This window comes from Lelliottia sp. AC1, from assembly GCF_023278595.1.
GTDB classification, from domain to species: domain Bacteria; phylum Pseudomonadota; class Gammaproteobacteria; order Enterobacterales; family Enterobacteriaceae; genus Enterobacter; species Enterobacter nimipressuralis.
Genome location: NZ_CP025699.1, coordinates 1,887,990 through 1,906,323 on the forward strand (window position 1 = coordinate 1,887,990; position 18,334 = coordinate 1,906,323).

The window sequence follows — 18,334 nt, forward strand, 5'->3', positions numbered from 1 at the left end:
GGGCTTTTTTATGGGCGAGGCCCGGCAAAATCCCGAGGGGACATTATGTTAATCCGAAATATGCTTCTGAAATTTTACGCTCCCGAAAGCGGCGGTGAAGGTGGTGGCGGTGGCGGTGTCGAAATCACACCGGAAATCCAGAAGCTGATCGACGAGCGTGTGACCAGTGAAGTCACCGGTCTGAAAACCAAAAACTCTGAGCTGCTTGGCACCATCAAGCAGCAAAAAGAGAACCTGTCCCGCTTCGATGGTATCGATCCGGACGCCGTACGCGGCATCCTGCAGCGTTTCTCCGACGATGAAGAGGCAAAGCTAATCGCCGCCGGGAAAATTGACGAGGTGCTGGATAAACGCACCGAGCGTCTGCGCGCTGATGTCGATAAGCAAATCAAGATGGCTAACGAGCGCGCGGATAAAGCCGAAGCGTTTTCCAACAAATTCCGGGATCGCGTTCTTGGCGATGCTATCCGCTCAGCTGCCGCTAAAACTGGCGCGCTACCGGAAGCTTCTGATGACCTGATCCTGCGTGCTAAAGGCACTTTCAAGCTCAACGACGAAGGCGAGGCCGTAGCGGTTGATGCGAATGGCGATGTTCTGTTCGGAAAAGACGGGAAAACCCCGCTTAGCCCACTTGAGTGGGCGGAGTCTCTCAAGGAGACGGCTCCACATCTGTTTCCTCGCGCCGAAGGCACTGGCGCGGGCGGGCATAAACCGAACGGTGGCGGCAGCCTGAAACGCTCCGAAATGAGCGCCAGCAACAAGGCGGACTACATCCGCAAGCATGGCCAGCAGGCCTTCCTCAAACTTCCGAAATAAGGGATTTACCCTATGACGACTGTTAATACCGATCTGATTATTTATGACGACCTGGCGCAAACCGCTTTTCTGGAGCGCCGCCAGGACAATCTGGAGATTTTTAACGCCTCCTCCAACGGGGCGATCCTGCTGGACAACGAACTGATTGACGGAGATTTTCGTAAGCGCGCGTTCTACACGGTTGGCGGCTCCATCGAATCGCGCGATGTGAACTCTACCGACAAAGTAACGGGCAAAAAAATCGGCGCGGCCGAAGCGGTATCCGTTAAAGCGCCATGGAAATATGGCCCTTACGAAACCACCGAAGAAGCATTCAAACGCCGTGGCCGCTCCGTTGACGAGTTCTCTGAGGTGATTGGCACCGATGTGGCTGACGCAACGCTGGAAGGCTACGTTAAGTACGGTCTGAAGGCGCTGACAGCTGCAATCGGTGCCAACGCTGAAATGGTGGTGACCGCTGACATCGAAACGGATGGCAAAAAGACCCTGACGCGCGGCCTGCGTAAATACGGCGATAAGTTTAACCGTGTGGTTCTGTTCGTCATGCACTCCGCCACTTACTTCGACATCGTGGATGAGGCGATCGCCAATAAAATCTACGAAGAAGCGGGCGTGGTTGTGTACGGCGGCCAGCCGGGCACCCTCGGTAAACCGGTTCTGGTTACCGACACCATGGACGCCGACGCTATTCTGGGATTGGTGACCGGGGCGGTGACCGTGACCGAATCGCAGGCACCGGGTTTCCGCTCCTATGACATCAATGACCAGGAAAACCTCGCGATTGGCTATCGTGCAGAAGGTGTGGTGAATGTCGACCTGCTTGGCTACAGCTGGGACACGGCGAAAGGCGATAACCCTGACCTGACCAAAATCGGCACCGCCGGCAACTGGAAGAAGCACTTCACCAGCAACAAATCGACGGCTGGTGTGTTGATCAAGCTGGAATCCGCTGCGGGGGAGTAACGCTGTCAGCGGATAAAACCTCCGCAACTGCTGACAGCACCGACGCGGTCACCATCTCCCTGAAATACACCCACAACGGTTCCGGCGTCTCAGGCAAGACTGTTGCCTGGTCATCGACGGGGGGCACGCTCAGCACCGAGAGCTCGCAGACCGGCTCTGCTGGTGGCGCTACGGTGAAACTTACCGCTGACGCGGCAGGGACCTTTACGGTCACTGGTACGGTTGATGGTATGGCGAAAACCAGCAATGAAATCACTTTCACCGCACCTGCCGGCGAGTAACGCATGGGGCGAAAGCCCCACCTTCGGGATATTTCCATGATCAATACCGATATCACCAGTGGTGGCGTAAACAGCTACGCCAGCGAGGAAGACCTGGCGTCGTTCGCCGAATTGCGTGGCATTGAGCTGCCCGAGAAGCTCTCTCCATTGCTGATAAAGGCGATGGATTACCTTGAAGGGCTTGATTGGGCTGGCGCCAAAGCTGAACCACGACAACCTCTGGCCTGGCCGCGTGTGAATGTCATTCTGGATGGACACGACCTGCCATCAGATGAAATCCCACGCCCGGTTATCACCGCACAATGCATGCTGGCGGTTGAGGCGATGGATGGCGATTTGCTTTCAAGTGTGCGTGAGGCCGCGGTAAAAACTGAGCGCGTAGAGGGTGCTGTCACCATGACTTACGCGGTCGCAGAAGGTGAAGTGTTTACGCCGTCCTATCCGGCGGTAATGGCTATCCTCGGCGGTTTAGCTGGCGGACGCGGCTACGCCATCAATTCCTTTGCGGAGCGTGCTTAATGGCGATCAACTATCAGCGCATGCGCGAGACTGCCACCCGCATGATCAAGCAGAACGGCGTGGCCTACAACGTCACGCGCAAGGGTAAGGTGACCGTTATCGCCGGGGTTGAGCATCGGTCTGAAGATATCCATTTCACGGCGACTGGCGTTAAAACGGAATATCAGCCGGGAGAAATCGACGGTACGGCGATCGAAAGCGGTGACGTCAGGATGGTATTCACCGCTGAGGAAGAAATCTTAACCGGCGATCTGATTGATATTGACGGCAAACAGCACCGCGTTGTTAAGCCTAACCCTGCTAAACCCGGGTCGTTAGTGCTTTGCTACAAGTCGCAACTGAGGGCATAGCATGAGTGAGAATGCCGGATTTATTGCTGATATCAATGCATTCGTTGACAGAGCAAAAACCAATCAAGATGCGGTGGTTCGCGCGGTTGGAATAAGAATCCTTAATCAGCTGGTATTGATGTCTCCCGTCGGTAACCCTGAGCTTTGGGGAATCAATCAGACGGCCACTGCCTATAACCGCGCTGTGTATGACTACAACGAAGCGCAAAGAGCAGACCCTTCCAATCTTACAAAAACCGGACGACTGAAGAAAAAGGCCCGGGTTGTCGATGGGATGGATATCAAAGCGCCGCCTGGCTACACCGGTGGGCGGTTTCGCGGCAACTGGCAGGTGTCATTTGATGCGCCCACTACTGAGGAAACCGGTCGGATTGATAAGACCGGCGATCTCACCAAAGCCGCAGGGAATTACACACTTTCTCTATTCAAAGTAGGAATGAGTTCAATCTACTTCTGCAACAACGTTCCTTACGCCTACCCGCTTGAAATGGGGCATTCCACTCAGGCGCCGGGCGGTATGGTGCGAATAACGGCAGCAGAGTTCCAGCGGTTCTTTGATGAAGCGATCAGGCAGGTGGCGAAGTGATCCCAGATATTGCTGCGGCGCTGGCCGCAAGGCTTGGTGTTTGGGCCGATGCGGAGGGCATCGCGGTCGCCTGGGAAAATGTGCCGTTCACACCGCCTGCCGATGCGATTTACCTCGCGGTACACGACATGCCCGCCACGCCTCGCACGCTCGATCTCGGTCTGCGCTGTCGGGTTTATTCTGGTGTGTACCAGATCAACGTTGTGGCTCCCGTTGGCACTGGCCGCTCAGTTGCTGTGGCGCTGGCGGGTCGAGTGGCTGAGCTTTTCTCGGAAGGGCTGGAAGTTGAAGGTAACGGCTTCATCACTTCGATCAGCGGCGCGCCGGGTATCTTCCGAGGTATTTCGACGGACGTCTCTTACACGGTCCCTGTCAGCCTGAACTACCGGGCAGATATCGTCAGCTAGCCAGCTTCTCACCTTTTCAAACCAGACCGGCCGCGCGCCGGTTTTCTTTTCTTCGAAGGAGTAACTCCTATGGGCTTTGCACTGCCTAACGGCGCTCACGTCTATCTGGCGTCGGGATATGGCCCGGCAATTGCTTTCACTGGCGCGACGAACGCCGAAAACGTGGTGATCACCGTCAGTTCCGCGGAGGAACTTGATGTGGGTGATATCGTCCATGTGAACTGCAACTGGTCCGGAATTGATAACGTCATTGCGAAAATCGATGCAATTGCTGAAAGCGCGGTCACGCTGCGAAATATCAATACCATTAACAAGAACAAATATGCCGTGGGAGGCGGCAGCGGCTCGATTCGTAAGGTGCTGGAGTGGACTGAACTACCACAGATTACAGAGTTATCGAAATCTGGTGGCGATCAGAACACAACACAAATCCAGTTCCTGAGCGATGACCGCCAGCGCAACCTTAACACCTACAAATCTGCTGTATCGCAGACCTACTCGATCGCCCACGATTCCACGCTTCCTGTTTACCCGCTGCTGCGCCAACTGGATGAGGACGAAGAGACGGTCGCGGCTTACATGTACGTTCCAAAGGCGAAAGAAAACCGTTACTGGGCAGCCACTGCATCCTTTGACGACACGCCGGCCACAGCGGTCAATGAGGTGGAGACGGTGAGTGTGGTACTGAACCTTCAGTCGCCGGCGATGACATTCTATAAAGTGACCGAGGCCGCCGCGTAATACCGGCGGCTGCTCCCTTAATGCATGCCTCCCGCGTGGAGGCATTTTTAATACGAGGCCATGATGGCGACTAAATTCACGCTCCAGCCCAAACCAACTTTTAAAGCAAACGTCACGATCCCACGCGCCGGTGATGAAGACGGCGTACTGACCTTCACCTTCAACCACAAGCCGCTTAAAGAGCTGGCCGATCTGGAAAAGCTGGAAGGCAAAACAGCCACGGATTTCCTGATGGAAATCATTGCAGGCTGGGCGCTACCTGATGCGTTCAACGCCGACAACCTCAGTGTACTTCTGGAGAATTACCCGGCGGCAATGAAGACCATTCCGGAAACCTACTACCGTGAACTGATGGGCCAGCGCGAAAAAAACTGATAGCGGTTGCCTCGGCGTTCTATACGCCTGAACCCACGGCAGCCGACCTTGCTCCCTACGGGCTGAGTCCTGACGATTACGATGATGAGATCGTGGATGTATGGCCCGACGTTTGGCCTTCGTTTGTCGTGTTCCAGGCCGTTAGTACTCAATGGCGTACGGGAATGGGCGGCGCGTCCGGGCTTGACTATAACGTTCTGCCCTGGCTGATGCGCCTGTACGACGTCGGCGACGAGGCAACCACGCTTTCGGATATTCGGGTAATGGAAAGCGCCGCGCTAAAAATCATGCATAAAGAGAGGGCGGAATGAGTAACGATATCGCTACCATATCGCTGCGAGTCAATACCAGTGAACTGGAGCGCGGCAGCCGCGAACTGGATCGTTTTCAGGATACCGCTACCGCCGCGGCGGGCAAAGCGGATGATCTGAACAGCACCTTCCGCACGGGTGTCGATAACCAGAAGAAAAACAGCGAAAGCCTCAAGCAGCAGCGCCATGAGCTACAGAACCTGCTGAATAAAATCAGCCCGGTGAACAAAGCGCTCGACGAGCTGGACTCCATTCAGAAAAGCCTGGCGAAGTTTCGTGGTAAAGGGTTGGTGGATGATGAAGATTTCACTCGCTATAACAGCGTGCTCGAGACGACCCGGACGAAACTGGCGCAGGTCATGGAGGCTGAGACGGCAGAGGGGCGGGCTCGCATCGAGCAGGCTCAGGCGGCCCAGCGGGCAGCGGCATCAGGGAAAACCTTCATTGCCTCACTGGAGGAGCAAACTGCTGCGATCGGCAAAACGCGCGCTGAAATCCTTGAGCTAAAAGCCGCGCAGCTGGGAGTAACGCAGCAGGCCGCTCCGATGATCGCCAAACTGAAGGAACAAGAGAACGTCTGGAGGAATGGCGCGATCAGCGCGGGGCAGTACCGTAATGCCATGCGTTACCTTCCGATGCAAATGACCGATGTTGCTACCTCACTGGCATCTGGTATGCCGATATACATGGTTGCCATCCAGCAGGGTGGTCAGCTGCGCGATACGTTTGGGGGAGTGGGTAATGCGCTGAAAGCCATTCTCTCGCTGGTAACGCCGGCAAAGCTGGCTTTAGGGGGAATGATTGGTGTTGCTGGCCTGCTGGTCGCTGCCTGGTATAAAGGTTCACAAGAGGCATCCGAATATAACAAACAGCTAATACTGACCGGCAATTATGCGGGGAAAACTGCCGCACAACTGTCTGCACTGGCAAAGTCTCTTTCTGGTGGCGGGATTAACCAATACGCCGCTTCTTCTGTTCTGGCTCAGGTAGTGGGTTCTGGAAAGTTTGATGCAAACAAGCTTGAGACAGTGAGCCGCGCGGCAGTTGCGATGGAGCAGGCAACTGGTCAGGCGGTGGATAAGACCATCGCTAATTTCCAGAAGCTTTATGCCGAGCCAACCCAGGCATCGCAAGAGCTCAACAATCAGCTGCATTACCTGACGGCGGCTCAGTTTGAATACATTGCTTCTTTGGAACGTCGGGGCGATAAAGAGGCTGCAGGGCAAGCAGCCGCAGATGCCTACAGCCAGGCAGAACAACGCAGAAGCCAGCAGATCCTCGCTAATCTCGGTCTGGTTGAGAAAGCCGCACTTGCAGCCCGCAATGCCTTCAAAGGGATGTGGGATGAGCTGCTTAATATTGGGCGCCCGGAAGCACCGCAAGACATGCTTGCGAGAATGCAGGCTGATCTGGCGGATCGCGAGAGTAAGCTATTGCCTGAACGCCAGAAGATGGGCTACGGCTATAGCTACGACACCAGCTCACAGGACCGAGATTACGATAATCGCCGTAGAGCGCAGCTTGCGGCCATAGCATCGTTGAAAGCCCAGATTAACCCTATGTTGGGTGCCATCACACTTCAGAACGATTTGAACGGTGCTATATCAGCAGGTAAAGAAATTAACGAAGATGCGATAAGTGCCCAGCAGATCATGAATCGCTATCTTGATGCGGGGACTGAAGCCGCTGAAAAGCGCCGTCAGGCTCAGGACGAACTGAATAAAGCCATTGCTGAAAATGCCAAGGCTGCCAGAAACGGGACGGCGACACTCTGGACGGCTGAGGACATTGCCAAAGCGCGAGCCGGGATCGAGAAGCTTTATAGAGACCCCAAAACGCCAACAGCGAAAGGGGAAAACGTCTCGCCCGGTCTGCGAGCTGAGGATTCTGCTCAGTCTGAATTGCTGGCGCTCCAGGCGCAGCTGTATGCCCTGCAGAAGCATAAAGACCTGAACGACACGATCAGTCAGCAGCGTAAAAACTTATGGACCACTGAAGCCAAGTTCCAGGTGCTGGAAGAGGCTTCCCGGACTCGCTCGCTGACCAAACAGGATCAGTCGCTGCTGGCGAGCAAAGACCAGGTGCTTCAGCTGGCGCGTCAGAAAGCACTACTTGGCGACCAGATCTCCGCTCAGGAGCAACTGAACAAGCGGATGGATACTGCGCAGAAATACTCCACGCAGATGTCCGAGAAGCAGGCAGCGTTGACAGGCGGGGCCGGGATGAGCGACCGACAGGCGCAGCGGGAACTGGCTAAAAGTCAGCTTGCCGCCGGCTGGCAGAATTCAGGTGGTTCTCTGGCGGATGATGGCTACCAGAAACAGCTCAAGGCTGCGACCGACTATTACGATGCAGAAGACCAGCTGCGTGGTGACTGGCTGACCGGCGCGAAAAAGGGCTGGAGCGAGTTTGAAGACAGCGCAACCAATGTTTATGGTCAGATGCAAAACATTTCCCAGTCTGCATTTACGGGGATGGCTTCAACGCTCACGGACTTTTTTACTACTGGCAAAGCCAGTTTTACCGACTTCCTGACAACTTTCCTCAAAGGCATTGCTCAGATGCTCGTGCAACTGGCAATGGTTAACAGCATGAAATCAGCGTTTGGAGGGACGGCTGTTGGGGCCTTTTTCGGTTTTTCTCAGGGTGGGCTGGTCCCGGCATTCAACAGCGGGGGCTATACCGGCGATGGTGGAAAATATCAGCCGAAAGGTGTCGTTCATGGTGGTGAGTTTGTGTTCACCAAAGAGGCTACCAGCGCGATTGGTGTTGGCAATCTCTACGCAATGATGCGCGGCGCGCAGGGTTATGCTAACGGCGGTTATGTTGGCAATGCGGCGATGTATGGGCTGCAATCAGCTGGCGCTGGAGGTATCACGGTTCAAACCTCAGTTGTCGTGCAGAACCAGAACTCGCAGCAGCAAACTTCAGGAAATGACGAAGCGATCACCCGGGCTTATAAGCAGACGATCGATCAGTCTGTTCGGGCGGGTATTGCCCGGCAACTCCAGCCCGGAGGCATGATATGGAATGCAACTAAATCACGTTAATGTTGCTTATGCATGTTTTGTCGTTGAGTTAATTCCTGATAGGATTGTTCCTAGTTTTTACTGATGGAATAGGGACATGAAAAAAATAATTGGCGTGATTTTGCTTTCCTTCTTACTTGCTGCTTGCGATAAACCTCAAATTGACTCATCCACTGATGACGCAATGAAATCTTCTATAGCGAAAGTCAGAGAGTCACTTCCGGAGAATAAACGAGAGGAATTTGATAGCGCTCTTAAGGTTGTAGTGTTCAGCAACATTAATATGGCTGACCTAATGCGTGCATCTTCGGAGAGTGACAAAGAAGACATAAGCAAAAAGATGCGCGAACCGTTGGCTGGCAAAACTGGTGAGGAAGTAATCTCTTATGCACAGAAAATAACTGTTGAGAGAGAACTTAAGCAGAAAGAGCAGGCACTTCAGGAAATCAAAGAGCTTGAACAGAAAAAGGCTGACTCCGAGAAGGCCAAAGAAGAGCTAAAAAAAGTACAGGTTTTATCATCTCGATTTAGCCTGGAGCCTGAGGAGTACGGCCAACCTCAGCCTGTAATTAGACTTGTTGTGAAAAATAATTCTGATAAAGCTATTTCCCGGGTGTTCTTCCGGGGGGTGATAGCCAGCGAAGGACGCTCAGTGCCATGGCTGGAACAGGATTTCAACTACGAAATTGCTGGTGGATTGGAACCAAATGAAGAGGCCGCTTGGGCTTTGGCTCCTAATAAGTTTTCTGAATGGGGCAAGATTAATGCTCCAGCTGGCGCAGTCTTCACAGTCACAGTAACGAGAGTTAATGGTGCAGATAAAGAGGCGTTGTTTGATGCATCTGGTTTTACAGAGCAAGATGACAGCAGGCTAGAAGATTTGAAGAAAAAATATCTTTGATCTGTCATCGCTACTCGACCCGCTTCGGCGGGTTTTTTTATGCCCGGAGGAAACGTGGCGATCCAAACATTCACCTGGCGAACCCAGATACAGGCAGGTATGGAGGGCGAGTTTAGTCACTCCACTCGCACAGCATCATTCGGTGATGGCTATGAGCAGATAGCCGGCGAGGGCATCAATCCCGAAAAGCAGTCCTGGCCAATAACCCTCACGGGTAAAAAAGCAGAGATGCTTACCGCTCTGAATTTCTGCCGTTCGCACATCACAAAATCGTTTATCTGGACATCACCTATTGGCGATGCAGGACTTTACCGCGTTGAGGCAGATTCAGTGAAAGCGCAGCCCCTCTCCAGCAAAGTAATGACCATAACCGCTACTTTCAAACAGACATACGCACCATGATCACACAAGATTACCAACGACTCGAACCGGGCAATAAAATTCGCCTCATTGAGGTTGATGGCTCCACTTTTGGTGTCGATGACGTACTGCGTTTTCATGCCTACAACTTGCCCCATGCAGCTGATGAAATTGCCGCTGCTGGTGGGGATGAAACGAAACTTGCAGCAAAGAGTATCTGGTGGCAGGGAAAAGAATATAACGCCTGGCCATATCAGCTCGAAGGGCTTGAGGCATCAACCGACGGCAGCAGTGCACAACCGACTCTGACGGTGGCAAACATCGACAGCGCGATCACTGCGCTCTGTCTGGCCTACGACGATATGCTCCAGGCGAAGGTTACTATTCACGATACGTTTGCCCATTATCTGGATGCCAGAAACTTTCCTGAAGGAAATGCTACTGCTGATCCGTTGCAGGTCAGAAAACGGGTGTTCTACATCGATGGTAAGAACAACGAACTGGCGGGCGAAAGCGTTGAGTTTATTCTCACTAGCCCCATGGATCTTCAGAGGTTAATGATACCGACGCGTCAACTTCACTCGCTATGCACATGGTGTATCCGAAACCAGTATCGCTCGGGTGACGGTTGCGATTACGCCGGCACCAGTTACTTCGACCTAAACAATAATCCAGTAGACGATCCGTCGATTGATGTCTGCAATGGCACGCTTACCGCATGCAGGTTGCGGTTTGGGGAGAATGAAGAATTGCCCTTCGGTGGTTTTCCGGGCACTTCCCTTATCAGGAGCTAATCATGCGTCAGAAAACGATAAACGCCATCATGGCTCATGCTGCTGCAGAGTACCCACGTGAAAGCTGCGGAGTGGTCGCGCAGAAAAGCAGAGTGGAGCGCTATTTCCCGTGCCGTAACTTCTCGGCTGAGCCGATGGAGCAATTCCATCTTTCACCTGAGGATTACGCTGAAGCTGAAGATTGGGGAACGGTGATTGCCATAGTTCATAGCCATCCTGACGCTACGACTCAACCAAGCGAGTTGGATAAAGCTCAGTGTGACGTGACGCTTTTGCCTTGGCATATCGTGAGTTGGCCTGAAGGGGATCTGTGTACCATTCAACCGCGTGGTGAGTTGCCGCTAGTGGGGCGTCCGTTTGTTCTGGGCGTGTACGACTGTTGGGGGCTTGTGATGAGCTATTTTCGCCAAACCCATGGCATTGAGTTGACCGACTATCGTGTGGATTATCCGTGGTGGGAGGACAGTTATTCGGACAATTTCTATCAGGAATGCTGGTATGAATGTGGTTTCCGCGAGTTTGACGGTCCCCCGCAGGCTGGCGATATGGTGATCATGCAGGTACAGGCCAATAAGTGGAATCATGCCGGCATCTTGCTTGAAGGGAATATGCTACTTCATCATCTGTATGGCCACCTCAGCCAGCGTGTGCCTTATGGCGGGTACTGGCGGGAACGAACAATGAAGATAGTTCGTTTTAAGTCTGATGGGGACAGATACTCCAATTAACGCGACTCAATGTGTTAGTTATTGATTTTCAAGATACTTATTTACATGTTAGGATTAATCCGAACAATACTAATGGGAATAAGATTTTGAAAAAACTACTAATTATTTTAGCTGTTCTTACATTGGCAGGATGTGCACGTCCTTATGGGCAGGCAGAAAAGATACTAAATCAAGAAATCGTAACACCCAAAACTGATACACAGCAGACAAAGGTTACTGTTACACGAAATAAACAATTCATTGGTGGCGGAAGTGGAGGAATGTGTAAGTTCCTGGTTGCTATCGATGATAAAGATGTCGCCCTTCTAAGACAGAATCAATTCGTTACAGCTTATTTAACTGATGGTCCTCATAAATTACGAGTCAGTAACGAATGTAATGTTCTAAGCATGGGTATGCGAAAAACTCTTGATCTCGTTGCCGACGGCACGCCACAAGAATATGTGGCAGAAGTTGGTTTCTGGGGGCAATATAGAATGTGGAAAGTTAAGTAAATTCATAAATAAATTTAAGGTCGCTCAGGCGGCCTTTTTTTATGGAGTTAATATGACTGCGTTACTCAATAAAGAGCCTGCCCGAACAATTCGGCTTTATGGCATCCTCGGCGCTACCTTTGGCCGTGAATATAAGCTCTCAGTCGCATCACCCAAAGAGGCCATCCGTGCACTCTGCGTGATTGTTCCCGGCTTCGAGCGCTTTCTGAATACCAGTAAGCAGCGGGGCCTGACTTACGCTGTTTTCAGTGGGAAACGCAACCTAATTTCTGATGAGCTCGATATGGATAAAGGCTGCGATGATATCCGTATCGCGCCAGTAATCATTGGTAGCAAAAAAGCAGGCGCATTCCAGACGATACTCGGGGCGGTATTGGTCGTCGTCGGCGTTGCGATTGGTTACTTTTCTGCTGGCACGCTATCAGCGGCAGGTTATGGGGTAGCGAAGTTCGGTGCTGCGATGATGATCGGCGGCGTAGTTCAAATGATGTCGCCGCAGACGGCCGGCCTTGCCAGTAAGCAGTCTGCTGATAATCAGGCCAGTTACGCTTTTGGCGGTGTAACGAACACCACAGCTCAGGGAAATCCGGTCCCACTTCTTTACGGAAAGCGAAGGATTGGCGGTGCCATTATCTCCGCCGGCATCTACGTGGAAGATCAGCAGTAGCAACGTCGGCACAGCAAGTGTATCTTCTTGAAAGGTATGCTTAAGTAATTGGTGGGTGTTATGGATGGCTATGTCGTAGATTTTCATGATTTGCTTGGCATTCGAAAATTAAACAAGCCGGGACTGAACCGTAAAGCGTTTACTGATTGGGCTGAACAACAGATTTCATCTGGGAGCAGTTCTTCAAGCTTGTTAATACTGGCATCGTTAGGGTTAGATAAAGAAATATCCAAAGATGAGGTGTTTCAGTATTTCGATGCATATATCGACGAAGTAGGTTATCAACTACCAGATGATCACGAGGCGTTTGTTCTGTCTTTACGCCTAACATTTAAAAAGCTTGCTTACCCACTGAGCGAGCATGATCTCTGGAGTGAATTAAGTAAAACCTTTGTCCAATGGTATGACTTGCCTGCGGGCCTGTTAAACCGAGTTGTTTCTTACTGGAGCGCTTTACACGACGACTTTGTAAATAACTATGAAGAAGGTCTTGGTTATTATTACTTAAATCACCAGATACATGGGAATGTTAGGCCACATCAGCAAGCTGATTATATCAAAACTTGTGCTTTGAGATTTCTACGACTCTACGACGAAGCGTATTTTTACAAGTTGTTGCTGAAAGCGTGACCTTCCATATTCAAAACACTGCCACCCACCCACGGGTGGCTTTTTTTATGGGTGAAATATGGTTACAGCAACTGCTATTAAGGGCCGTAAAGGTGGCAGCTCCAGCTCAAGAACGCCGACCGAGCAGCCAGACGATCTACAGTCTGTCGCAAAGGCGAAAATCCTGCTCGCGTTAGGAGAGGGGGAATTTGCTGGCCAGTTGACCGGTAAAGATATTTACCTGGATGGCACTGCACTTGAGAACGCAGATGGTACGCAGAATTTCAGCGGTGTAACGTGGGAGTTCCGTCCAGGGACTCAGGCGCAGAAATACATCCAGGGTATTCCCGGAACCGAAAATGAAATTAGCGTGGGGGCTGAGGTCTCGAGTGCAACCGCCTGGACGCGTACATTCACTAATACCCAGTTGTCGGCTGTTCGCCTGCGCCTGAAATGGCCGTCTCTTTTTAAGCAAGAGAATGACGGTGATCTCGTCGGTTACTCGGTCAACTACGCGATTGACCTGCAGACAGACGGCGGCACATGGCAGACCGTGCTCAATACCAGCGTTACGGGGAAAACGACCTCCGGTTACGAGCGCAGCCACCGTATCGATTTATCGCAGGCGGGCAGCACCTGGACGCTTCGTCTGCGCAAGATAACCGCTGACGCAAATAGCGCGAAAATCGGCGATGTAATGACGCTGCAAAGCTTTACTGAGGTGATTGACGCCAAACTGCGTTACCCGAATACGGCGTTGCTCTATATCGAGTTTGACTCAAGCCAGTTCAACGGCTCCATCCCTCAGATTTCCTGCGAACCTCGCGGACGCGTAATCCGTGTTCCCGATACCTACGATCCCGAGACTCGAACCTACAGCGGTACCTGGACGGGCACGTTTAAGTGGGCGTGGACGGATAATCCTGCATGGATTTTTTACGATCTGGTGGTCACTGACCGCTTCGGCTTAGGTAATCGTCTCACTGCGGCCAATATCGACAAATGGTCGCTTTACCAGGTTGCGCAGTACTGCGATCAGCAGGTACCAGACGGCAAGGGCGGGAGTGGTACCGAGCCGCGATATACCTGCAACGTCTACATTCAGGACAGAAACGACGCCTACACCGTGCTACGAGATTTTGCGGCCATATTCCGCGGTATGACTTATTGGGGTGATGACCAGATTGTCTGCCTTGCGGATATGCCGCGTGATGTCGATTTCAGTTACACCCACGCCAATGTTGTTGACGGTAAATTCACCTACTCCAGCAGCACGACCAAGAGCAGGTACACAAACGCGCTGGTCTCATGGTCCGATCCTGATAATGCCTACGCTGATGCTATGGAGCCGGTTTTTGAACAGGCATTGGTGGCGCGCTATGGCTTCAACCAGCTCGAACTGACGGCCATAGGTTGCACCAGACAATCGGAGGCGAACCGAAAAGGGCGCTGGGGCATTCTCACCAATAATAAAGACCGTGTGGTGACCTTTAATGTCGGGTTGGACGGCAATATTCCACAACCAGGATATGTCATCGCTGTGGCGGACAGGAACCTTTCCGGACGTGATCTGGGCGGAAGAATCGCCAGTGCAAATGGCCGGGTTATCACTCTTGATCGAGCTCCTGGTGCCGCGGCAGGAGACAGGCTAATCGTTAACCTGCCTTCCGGTGTTGCTCAGTCACGCACTATCCAGGCGATTTCAGATAACGCGGTCACTGTCACCACGCCGTATAGCGAAACACCAAACGCTGAAGCTGTCTGGTTGTTAGAGAGTGATGAACTTTACTCGCAGCAATACCGCGTAGTTAGTGTGACGGACAACGATGATGGGACATTTACCATCGCCGGAGCTAATCACGATCCGGATAAATACGCCCGCATTGATACAGGGGCGATCATCGACCAGCGTCCGATAAGTGTTATTCCTCCGGGCAATCAGGCGCCACCAGCAAACATCGTGATCAACTCCTTCTCGATGGTTCAGCAGAATATCAGCGTTGAAACAATGCGCGTCAGTTGGGACCAGGCGCAGAATGCTATCGCCTATGAAGCTCAGTGGCGCCGCAACGACGGGAACTGGGTGAACGTACCGCGCAGCTCCACCACGTCTTTTGACGTACCGGGTATTTACGCCGGGCGCTACCTGGTGCGCGTGCGCGCCATCAATGCTGCGGAAATTTCATCAGGTTGGGGATATTCAGAAGAGAAAACGCTGACGGGTAAAGTGGGCAATCCACCGAAGCCAGTTGGCTTTATCGCTTCTGAAAACGTGGTGTTTGGAATCGAGTTGAACTGGGGGTTCCCGGCGAACACCGACGATACGCTGAAGACTGAAATCCAGTACAGCCAGACCGGGGCCGAAGATGATGCGATGCTGCTGGCCGATGTGCCTTACCCGCAGCGCAAATATCAACAGATGGGCCTCAAGGCGGGACAGATTTTCTGGTACCGGGCGCAGCTGGTGGACCGAACCGGCAACGAATCGGGGTTCACAGACTGGGTTCGGGGCCAGGCCAGCATCGATGTTTCCGACATCACTGATGCCATCCTGGAGGATATCAAAGAATCGGACACGTTTAAGGACCTGATCGAGAACACCGTCGACAGCAACGAAAAAATTGCTGGCATGGCCGAGGACATCAAACAGAATGCCGACGATATTGAGCAGCAGGCGCTGGCCATTCAGGAAAACGCTGATGGTCTGGCTCAGGCAGCTGTGAAGATCGACGAGATTTCTGTATCGATGGATGGAATGACGGGAGGGGTGAAGAACTCCGCTATCGCCATAATCCAGAACGGACTGGCGCAGGTTACTTCGCGTCGATCTCAAACCGTGACGAATGCCGGAAACAGCGCCAGCATCGACCGCATTGACACAACGGTTGCGGATACCAGTTCGGCGGTTGCCCGTGCACTTGTTACGCTGGATGCATCTGCCGGTGGCAATATTTCCAACGCAACCGATCTCACCGAAACCCTGGCTGACTTCACTCAGGCATCTGCAACAAAAATCAATTCTCTGACCGTAACGGTGAATGGACAGACTGCTGCTATCACGCAAACCGCTAATGCGGTTGCTGACATTAACGGCAACATCAGCGCGATGTATAACATCAAAGTTGGCGTGGCCGCTAACGGGCAGTATTACGCCGCCGGGATGGGGATCGGCGTAGAGAACACGCCTTCTGGTATGCAGTCGCAGGTTATCTTCCTGGCAGACCGTTTCGCTGTAACCACGCAGGCTGGCAGCACTGTAGCATTGCCCTTTGTGATCCAGAACGGCCAGACTTTTATCCGAGATACATTCATCCAGGACGGGACCATATCTAACGCCAAGATTGGTAATTACATCCAGTCAAATAACTACGTGGCGGGTTCCGCTGGCTGGAAACTTGATAAAGGTGGCACCTGGGAAAACTACGGCAGTGACGGTCAGGGGGCAAGAAAATCGACCAACGTCACTGACAGTATCAGGGACTCGAATGGCGTTCTCCGCGTGCAAATCGGCAAACTCACAGGGGTGTTTTGATGTCATGGGGTATACAAACATGGGATGCGTCGGGTAAACCCAATAACTACGGTATCAAGCCAGTTTCCGTTGTTGGGCGTATACAACTGGCTGCCGGACAAACATCCGGCAGTTGGTCTTTTACGATTCCCTCCGGAATGAAAGTCGGCTTTGTTCTTTCACTCGATGAAGGAGGGAGCAGCGTAGGTCGGCGCATTGTAGCATCGGGGAACACTATTACCGTAACAGCTGCCTCTACTATAGGTATGGGGAATTATCCGGCATCAAAGTGTGAGGTGGTCATTTTCATGGAGAAATCATAATGGCCGAATTTGGCGCAATGATATTAATGGATAACGGGAATCCCTTTGTAACGCCACAATCAACGCCTTTTTGTCTTTACGGAAAGTACACCTTTAATTCATCCGCTAACGGCAGCTCTCAGCAGGTCGCACAGAATATTGCATTGAACGCAAGTTATCCTGCGATGGTATTTATTAAAACCACCAATACAGCACAGCCCACGCCAGTTATGTCTTACAGGAATGGCGGCAATATCTATGTTGGCGGGGTTAACCCCTATAACCAGAGTTTCACCCTGACAGTATATGTATTTGCCATATTCCCGCAGACATTACCGAAATGGGGTCTGGCTATTTGGGACGCAGCCGGAAAGCTTGTGCTGACAAATGAGTCTCGCGTTTTATCAGACCTGCAGACAGTTGGCACGCCGGGCGCAAACGGGGGGAGCAATATTGACCAGACGCTGAGCGGTTCGTGGGCCGTCGCGCCTGCACAGCTGGGTCAGACCATAATCGTAAATAACTCCACTCAACCTCCTACCATTTACACAATCAATGCGTATTCGTCATGCAGATTCGATGGAACAACTACGAGGGTAAACGCAGGCGGGACTTCAACGGGGACAGGGGCGCCGGGAGGCGGTACAAATACCGGGATTTCATTAACAGCGATAAATACAGCGGCCTATGACTGATTGATCGTTTTGAGCGATCAATAACAGATAATTGATCTATCTAATCAATTATACCCACCTCTTTCATGTTGGTATTGTCTAAGTTCATGAATACCTTGGGATACCATTACATGAATAAGCTACTCATCTGCCTGGCTGGAGCTGTCATGCTGTCTGGCTGCGCTGGCGTACTTGAGAAACAGGAACCAGTTTGCAGTGGCACAGCCATCGTTGGCGGTCAGGAAAATACGGTTCAAATTTACGGCGTTCGCAAACAAAACAACCAGTCACAGTACCGAGCCGGATACCCTTTCAACTGGCGCTGGGTAAGTGCGAACACATTCACTGACACCACCTGCAAATAACCAACCATTTTGAATAACAACCTCGCTCTGGCGGGGTTTTTTATTGCCTGGAGAAAATATGCTTTATAACACTGGCACCATCGCTATTAACGGAAATACCGCCACCGGCACAGGCACGAACTGGACGGCTCCCGCCAGCCAGGTCCGCGCTGGCCAGACGATTATCGTCATGTCTAACCCGGTCCAAATGTTCCAGATTTCAGCAGTAAACAGCGCCACGTCCATGACGGTAACGCCTGCTGCTTCCCCGGCGCTGAGCGGCCAGAAGTACGGCATTCTGGTATCAGACAATATCTCTGTCGATGGCCTGGCGCAGGCGATGTCTCAGCTCATCAAAGACTACGACGAGAATATCGGTGCGTGGGAGACTTTTGCCACAACCACGGCAAACCAGAGCATCACTGTCACCATCAACGGCAAGGCAGTAAGCATTCCAGCGATCGGCAAGTTACTGCAGAAAGGAAGCAATGGTGCACTTGCTGTCGCAGATGGCGGTACCGGCGCAACGACCAAAGAAGACGCTCGCACAAACCTCGGTTTGGGAAGTAGTG

22 protein-coding genes and 1 pseudogene are annotated in these 18,334 nt (G+C 52.2%); all 23 read left to right on the forward strand.

From position 1 onward, the window contains the following. Nucleotides 1–45 precede the first annotated feature (45 nt). Entirely contained in the window at nucleotides 46–816 is a 771-nt protein-coding gene (locus C0560_RS08890; RefSeq protein WP_248860041.1) for a hypothetical protein, read from the forward strand. Nucleotides 817–828: 12 nt separating this feature from the next. Continuing rightward, a complete protein-coding gene (locus C0560_RS08895; protein WP_103948514.1) occupies nucleotides 829–1,779 on the forward strand; it encodes a major capsid protein in 951 nt (316 codons plus the stop codon). Between the two features lie 53 nt (nucleotides 1,780–1,832). Beyond that, a complete protein-coding gene (locus tag C0560_RS08900; protein WP_371923381.1) occupies nucleotides 1,833–2,060 on the forward strand; it encodes an Ig-like domain-containing protein in 228 nt (75 codons plus the stop codon). Between the two features lie 36 nt (nucleotides 2,061–2,096). Then, entirely contained in the window at nucleotides 2,097–2,579 is a 483-nt protein-coding gene (locus tag C0560_RS08905) for a DnaT-like ssDNA-binding protein (RefSeq protein WP_248860266.1), read from the forward strand. Beyond that, entirely contained in the window at nucleotides 2,579–2,929 is a 351-nt protein-coding gene (locus tag C0560_RS08910; protein WP_248860043.1) for a hypothetical protein, read from the forward strand. Before C0560_RS08905 ends, C0560_RS08910 begins: the two co-directional genes overlap by 1 nt. A gap of 1 nt (nucleotide 2,930) precedes the next feature. Beyond that, nucleotides 2,931–3,515 (forward strand): hypothetical protein, encoded by a 585-nt coding sequence (locus C0560_RS08915; protein WP_248860044.1) that lies wholly within the window; start codon nucleotides 2,931–2,933, stop codon nucleotides 3,513–3,515. After that, complete coding sequence (locus tag C0560_RS08920; RefSeq protein WP_248860045.1) at nucleotides 3,512–3,922, forward strand: DUF4128 domain-containing protein; 411 nt, start codon at nucleotides 3,512–3,514, stop codon at nucleotides 3,920–3,922. Before C0560_RS08915 ends, C0560_RS08920 begins: the two co-directional genes overlap by 4 nt. A 69-nt stretch (nucleotides 3,923–3,991) precedes the next feature. Further along, on the forward strand, nucleotides 3,992–4,663 hold the full coding sequence (locus C0560_RS08925; RefSeq protein ID WP_248860046.1) for a phage tail protein: 672 nt from the start codon (nucleotides 3,992–3,994) through the stop codon (nucleotides 4,661–4,663). A 63-nt stretch (nucleotides 4,664–4,726) separates the two neighbouring features. Further along, entirely contained in the window at nucleotides 4,727–5,038 is a 312-nt protein-coding gene (locus C0560_RS08930) for a phage tail assembly chaperone (RefSeq protein WP_103948808.1), read from the forward strand. A 62-nt stretch (nucleotides 5,039–5,100) separates the two neighbouring features. Next, nucleotides 5,101–5,349, forward strand: a complete 249-nt coding sequence (locus tag C0560_RS08935) for a DUF1799 domain-containing protein (RefSeq protein ID WP_371923382.1) — start codon at nucleotides 5,101–5,103, stop codon at nucleotides 5,347–5,349. Next, nucleotides 5,346–8,399 (forward strand): phage tail tape measure protein, encoded by a 3,054-nt coding sequence (locus tag C0560_RS08940; protein WP_248860047.1) that lies wholly within the window; start codon nucleotides 5,346–5,348, stop codon nucleotides 8,397–8,399. Before C0560_RS08935 ends, C0560_RS08940 begins: the two co-directional genes overlap by 4 nt. A gap of 76 nt (nucleotides 8,400–8,475) precedes the next feature. After that, nucleotides 8,476–9,279: a DUF6694 family lipoprotein gene (locus C0560_RS08945; RefSeq protein WP_123429013.1), complete on the forward strand. Its 804-nt coding sequence runs from the start codon at nucleotides 8,476–8,478 to the stop codon at nucleotides 9,277–9,279. 54 nt (nucleotides 9,280–9,333) lie between these two features. Further along, a complete protein-coding gene (locus C0560_RS08950) occupies nucleotides 9,334–9,681 on the forward strand; it encodes a phage tail protein (protein ID WP_248860048.1) in 348 nt (115 codons plus the stop codon). After that, complete coding sequence (locus tag C0560_RS08955; RefSeq protein WP_248860049.1) at nucleotides 9,678–10,433, forward strand: phage minor tail protein L; 756 nt, start codon at nucleotides 9,678–9,680, stop codon at nucleotides 10,431–10,433. The genes C0560_RS08950 and C0560_RS08955 overlap by 4 nt, the downstream gene beginning before the upstream one ends. Nucleotides 10,434–10,435: 2 nt before the next feature. Next, entirely contained in the window at nucleotides 10,436–11,161 is a 726-nt protein-coding gene (locus tag C0560_RS08960; protein WP_103948504.1) for a C40 family peptidase, read from the forward strand. Between the two features lie 11 nt (nucleotides 11,162–11,172). After that, nucleotides 11,173–11,655 (forward strand): hypothetical protein, encoded by a 483-nt coding sequence (locus C0560_RS08965; protein ID WP_233210398.1) that lies wholly within the window; start codon nucleotides 11,173–11,175, stop codon nucleotides 11,653–11,655. A 52-nt stretch (nucleotides 11,656–11,707) separates the two neighbouring features. Further along, nucleotides 11,708–12,322 (forward strand): tail assembly protein, encoded by a 615-nt coding sequence (locus C0560_RS08970; RefSeq protein ID WP_123429009.1) that lies wholly within the window; start codon nucleotides 11,708–11,710, stop codon nucleotides 12,320–12,322. A 60-nt stretch (nucleotides 12,323–12,382) separates the two neighbouring features. Continuing rightward, entirely contained in the window at nucleotides 12,383–12,952 is a 570-nt protein-coding gene (locus tag C0560_RS08975) for a hypothetical protein (protein WP_181827747.1), read from the forward strand. A 58-nt stretch (nucleotides 12,953–13,010) separates the two neighbouring features. Continuing rightward, nucleotides 13,011–16,463, forward strand: a complete 3,453-nt coding sequence (locus tag C0560_RS08980) for a host specificity protein J (protein ID WP_181827748.1) — start codon at nucleotides 13,011–13,013, stop codon at nucleotides 16,461–16,463. Continuing rightward, the gene (locus C0560_RS21020; RefSeq protein ID WP_321203400.1) at nucleotides 16,463–16,765 is read left to right on the forward strand and encodes a hypothetical protein; all 303 of its coding nucleotides are present in this window, start codon (nucleotides 16,463–16,465) and stop codon (nucleotides 16,763–16,765) included. Before C0560_RS08980 ends, C0560_RS21020 begins: the two co-directional genes overlap by 1 nt. Continuing rightward, nucleotides 16,765–17,439 (forward strand): hypothetical protein, encoded by a 675-nt coding sequence (locus C0560_RS08985; protein WP_181827749.1) that lies wholly within the window; start codon nucleotides 16,765–16,767, stop codon nucleotides 17,437–17,439. The genes C0560_RS21020 and C0560_RS08985 overlap by 1 nt, the downstream gene beginning before the upstream one ends. A gap of 110 nt (nucleotides 17,440–17,549) precedes the next feature. Continuing rightward, entirely contained in the window at nucleotides 17,550–17,783 is a 234-nt protein-coding gene (locus tag C0560_RS08990) for a cor protein (protein ID WP_107703745.1), read from the forward strand. A gap of 58 nt (nucleotides 17,784–17,841) precedes the next feature. After that, nucleotides 17,842–18,334: pseudogene (locus C0560_RS08995) on the forward strand (tail fiber protein); the annotation flags it as partial.

What these genes read in the sequence shown, in the direction of transcription:
- C0560_RS08990 (WP_107703745.1), top strand. Translation starts at nt 17,550, where the DNA reads ATGAATAAGCTACTCATCTGCCTGGCTGGAGCTGTCATGCTGTCTGGC.
- C0560_RS08890 (WP_248860041.1), top strand. Translation starts at nt 46, where the DNA reads ATGTTAATCCGAAATATGCTTCTGAAATTTTACGCTCCCGAAAGCGGC.
- C0560_RS08945 (WP_123429013.1), top strand. Translation starts at nt 8,476, where the DNA reads ATGAAAAAAATAATTGGCGTGATTTTGCTTTCCTTCTTACTTGCTGCT.
- C0560_RS08980 (WP_181827748.1), top strand. Translation starts at nt 13,011, where the DNA reads ATGGTTACAGCAACTGCTATTAAGGGCCGTAAAGGTGGCAGCTCCAGC.
- C0560_RS08940 (WP_248860047.1), top strand. Translation starts at nt 5,346, where the DNA reads ATGAGTAACGATATCGCTACCATATCGCTGCGAGTCAATACCAGTGAA.
- C0560_RS08975 (WP_181827747.1), top strand. Translation starts at nt 12,383, where the DNA reads ATGGATGGCTATGTCGTAGATTTTCATGATTTGCTTGGCATTCGAAAA.
- C0560_RS08960 (WP_103948504.1), top strand. Translation starts at nt 10,436, where the DNA reads ATGCGTCAGAAAACGATAAACGCCATCATGGCTCATGCTGCTGCAGAG.
- C0560_RS08955 (WP_248860049.1), top strand. Translation starts at nt 9,678, where the DNA reads ATGATCACACAAGATTACCAACGACTCGAACCGGGCAATAAAATTCGC.
- C0560_RS08925 (WP_248860046.1), top strand. Translation starts at nt 3,992, where the DNA reads ATGGGCTTTGCACTGCCTAACGGCGCTCACGTCTATCTGGCGTCGGGA.
- C0560_RS08895 (WP_103948514.1), top strand. Translation starts at nt 829, where the DNA reads ATGACGACTGTTAATACCGATCTGATTATTTATGACGACCTGGCGCAA.
- C0560_RS08905 (WP_248860266.1), top strand. Translation starts at nt 2,097, where the DNA reads ATGATCAATACCGATATCACCAGTGGTGGCGTAAACAGCTACGCCAGC.
- C0560_RS08915 (WP_248860044.1), top strand. Translation starts at nt 2,931, where the DNA reads ATGAGTGAGAATGCCGGATTTATTGCTGATATCAATGCATTCGTTGAC.
- C0560_RS08985 (WP_181827749.1), top strand. Translation starts at nt 16,765, where the DNA reads ATGGCCGAATTTGGCGCAATGATATTAATGGATAACGGGAATCCCTTT.
- C0560_RS08910 (WP_248860043.1), top strand. Translation starts at nt 2,579, where the DNA reads ATGGCGATCAACTATCAGCGCATGCGCGAGACTGCCACCCGCATGATC.
- C0560_RS08970 (WP_123429009.1), top strand. Translation starts at nt 11,708, where the DNA reads ATGACTGCGTTACTCAATAAAGAGCCTGCCCGAACAATTCGGCTTTAT.
- C0560_RS08930 (WP_103948808.1), top strand. Translation starts at nt 4,727, where the DNA reads ATGGCGACTAAATTCACGCTCCAGCCCAAACCAACTTTTAAAGCAAAC.
- C0560_RS21020 (WP_321203400.1), top strand. Translation starts at nt 16,463, where the DNA reads ATGTCATGGGGTATACAAACATGGGATGCGTCGGGTAAACCCAATAAC.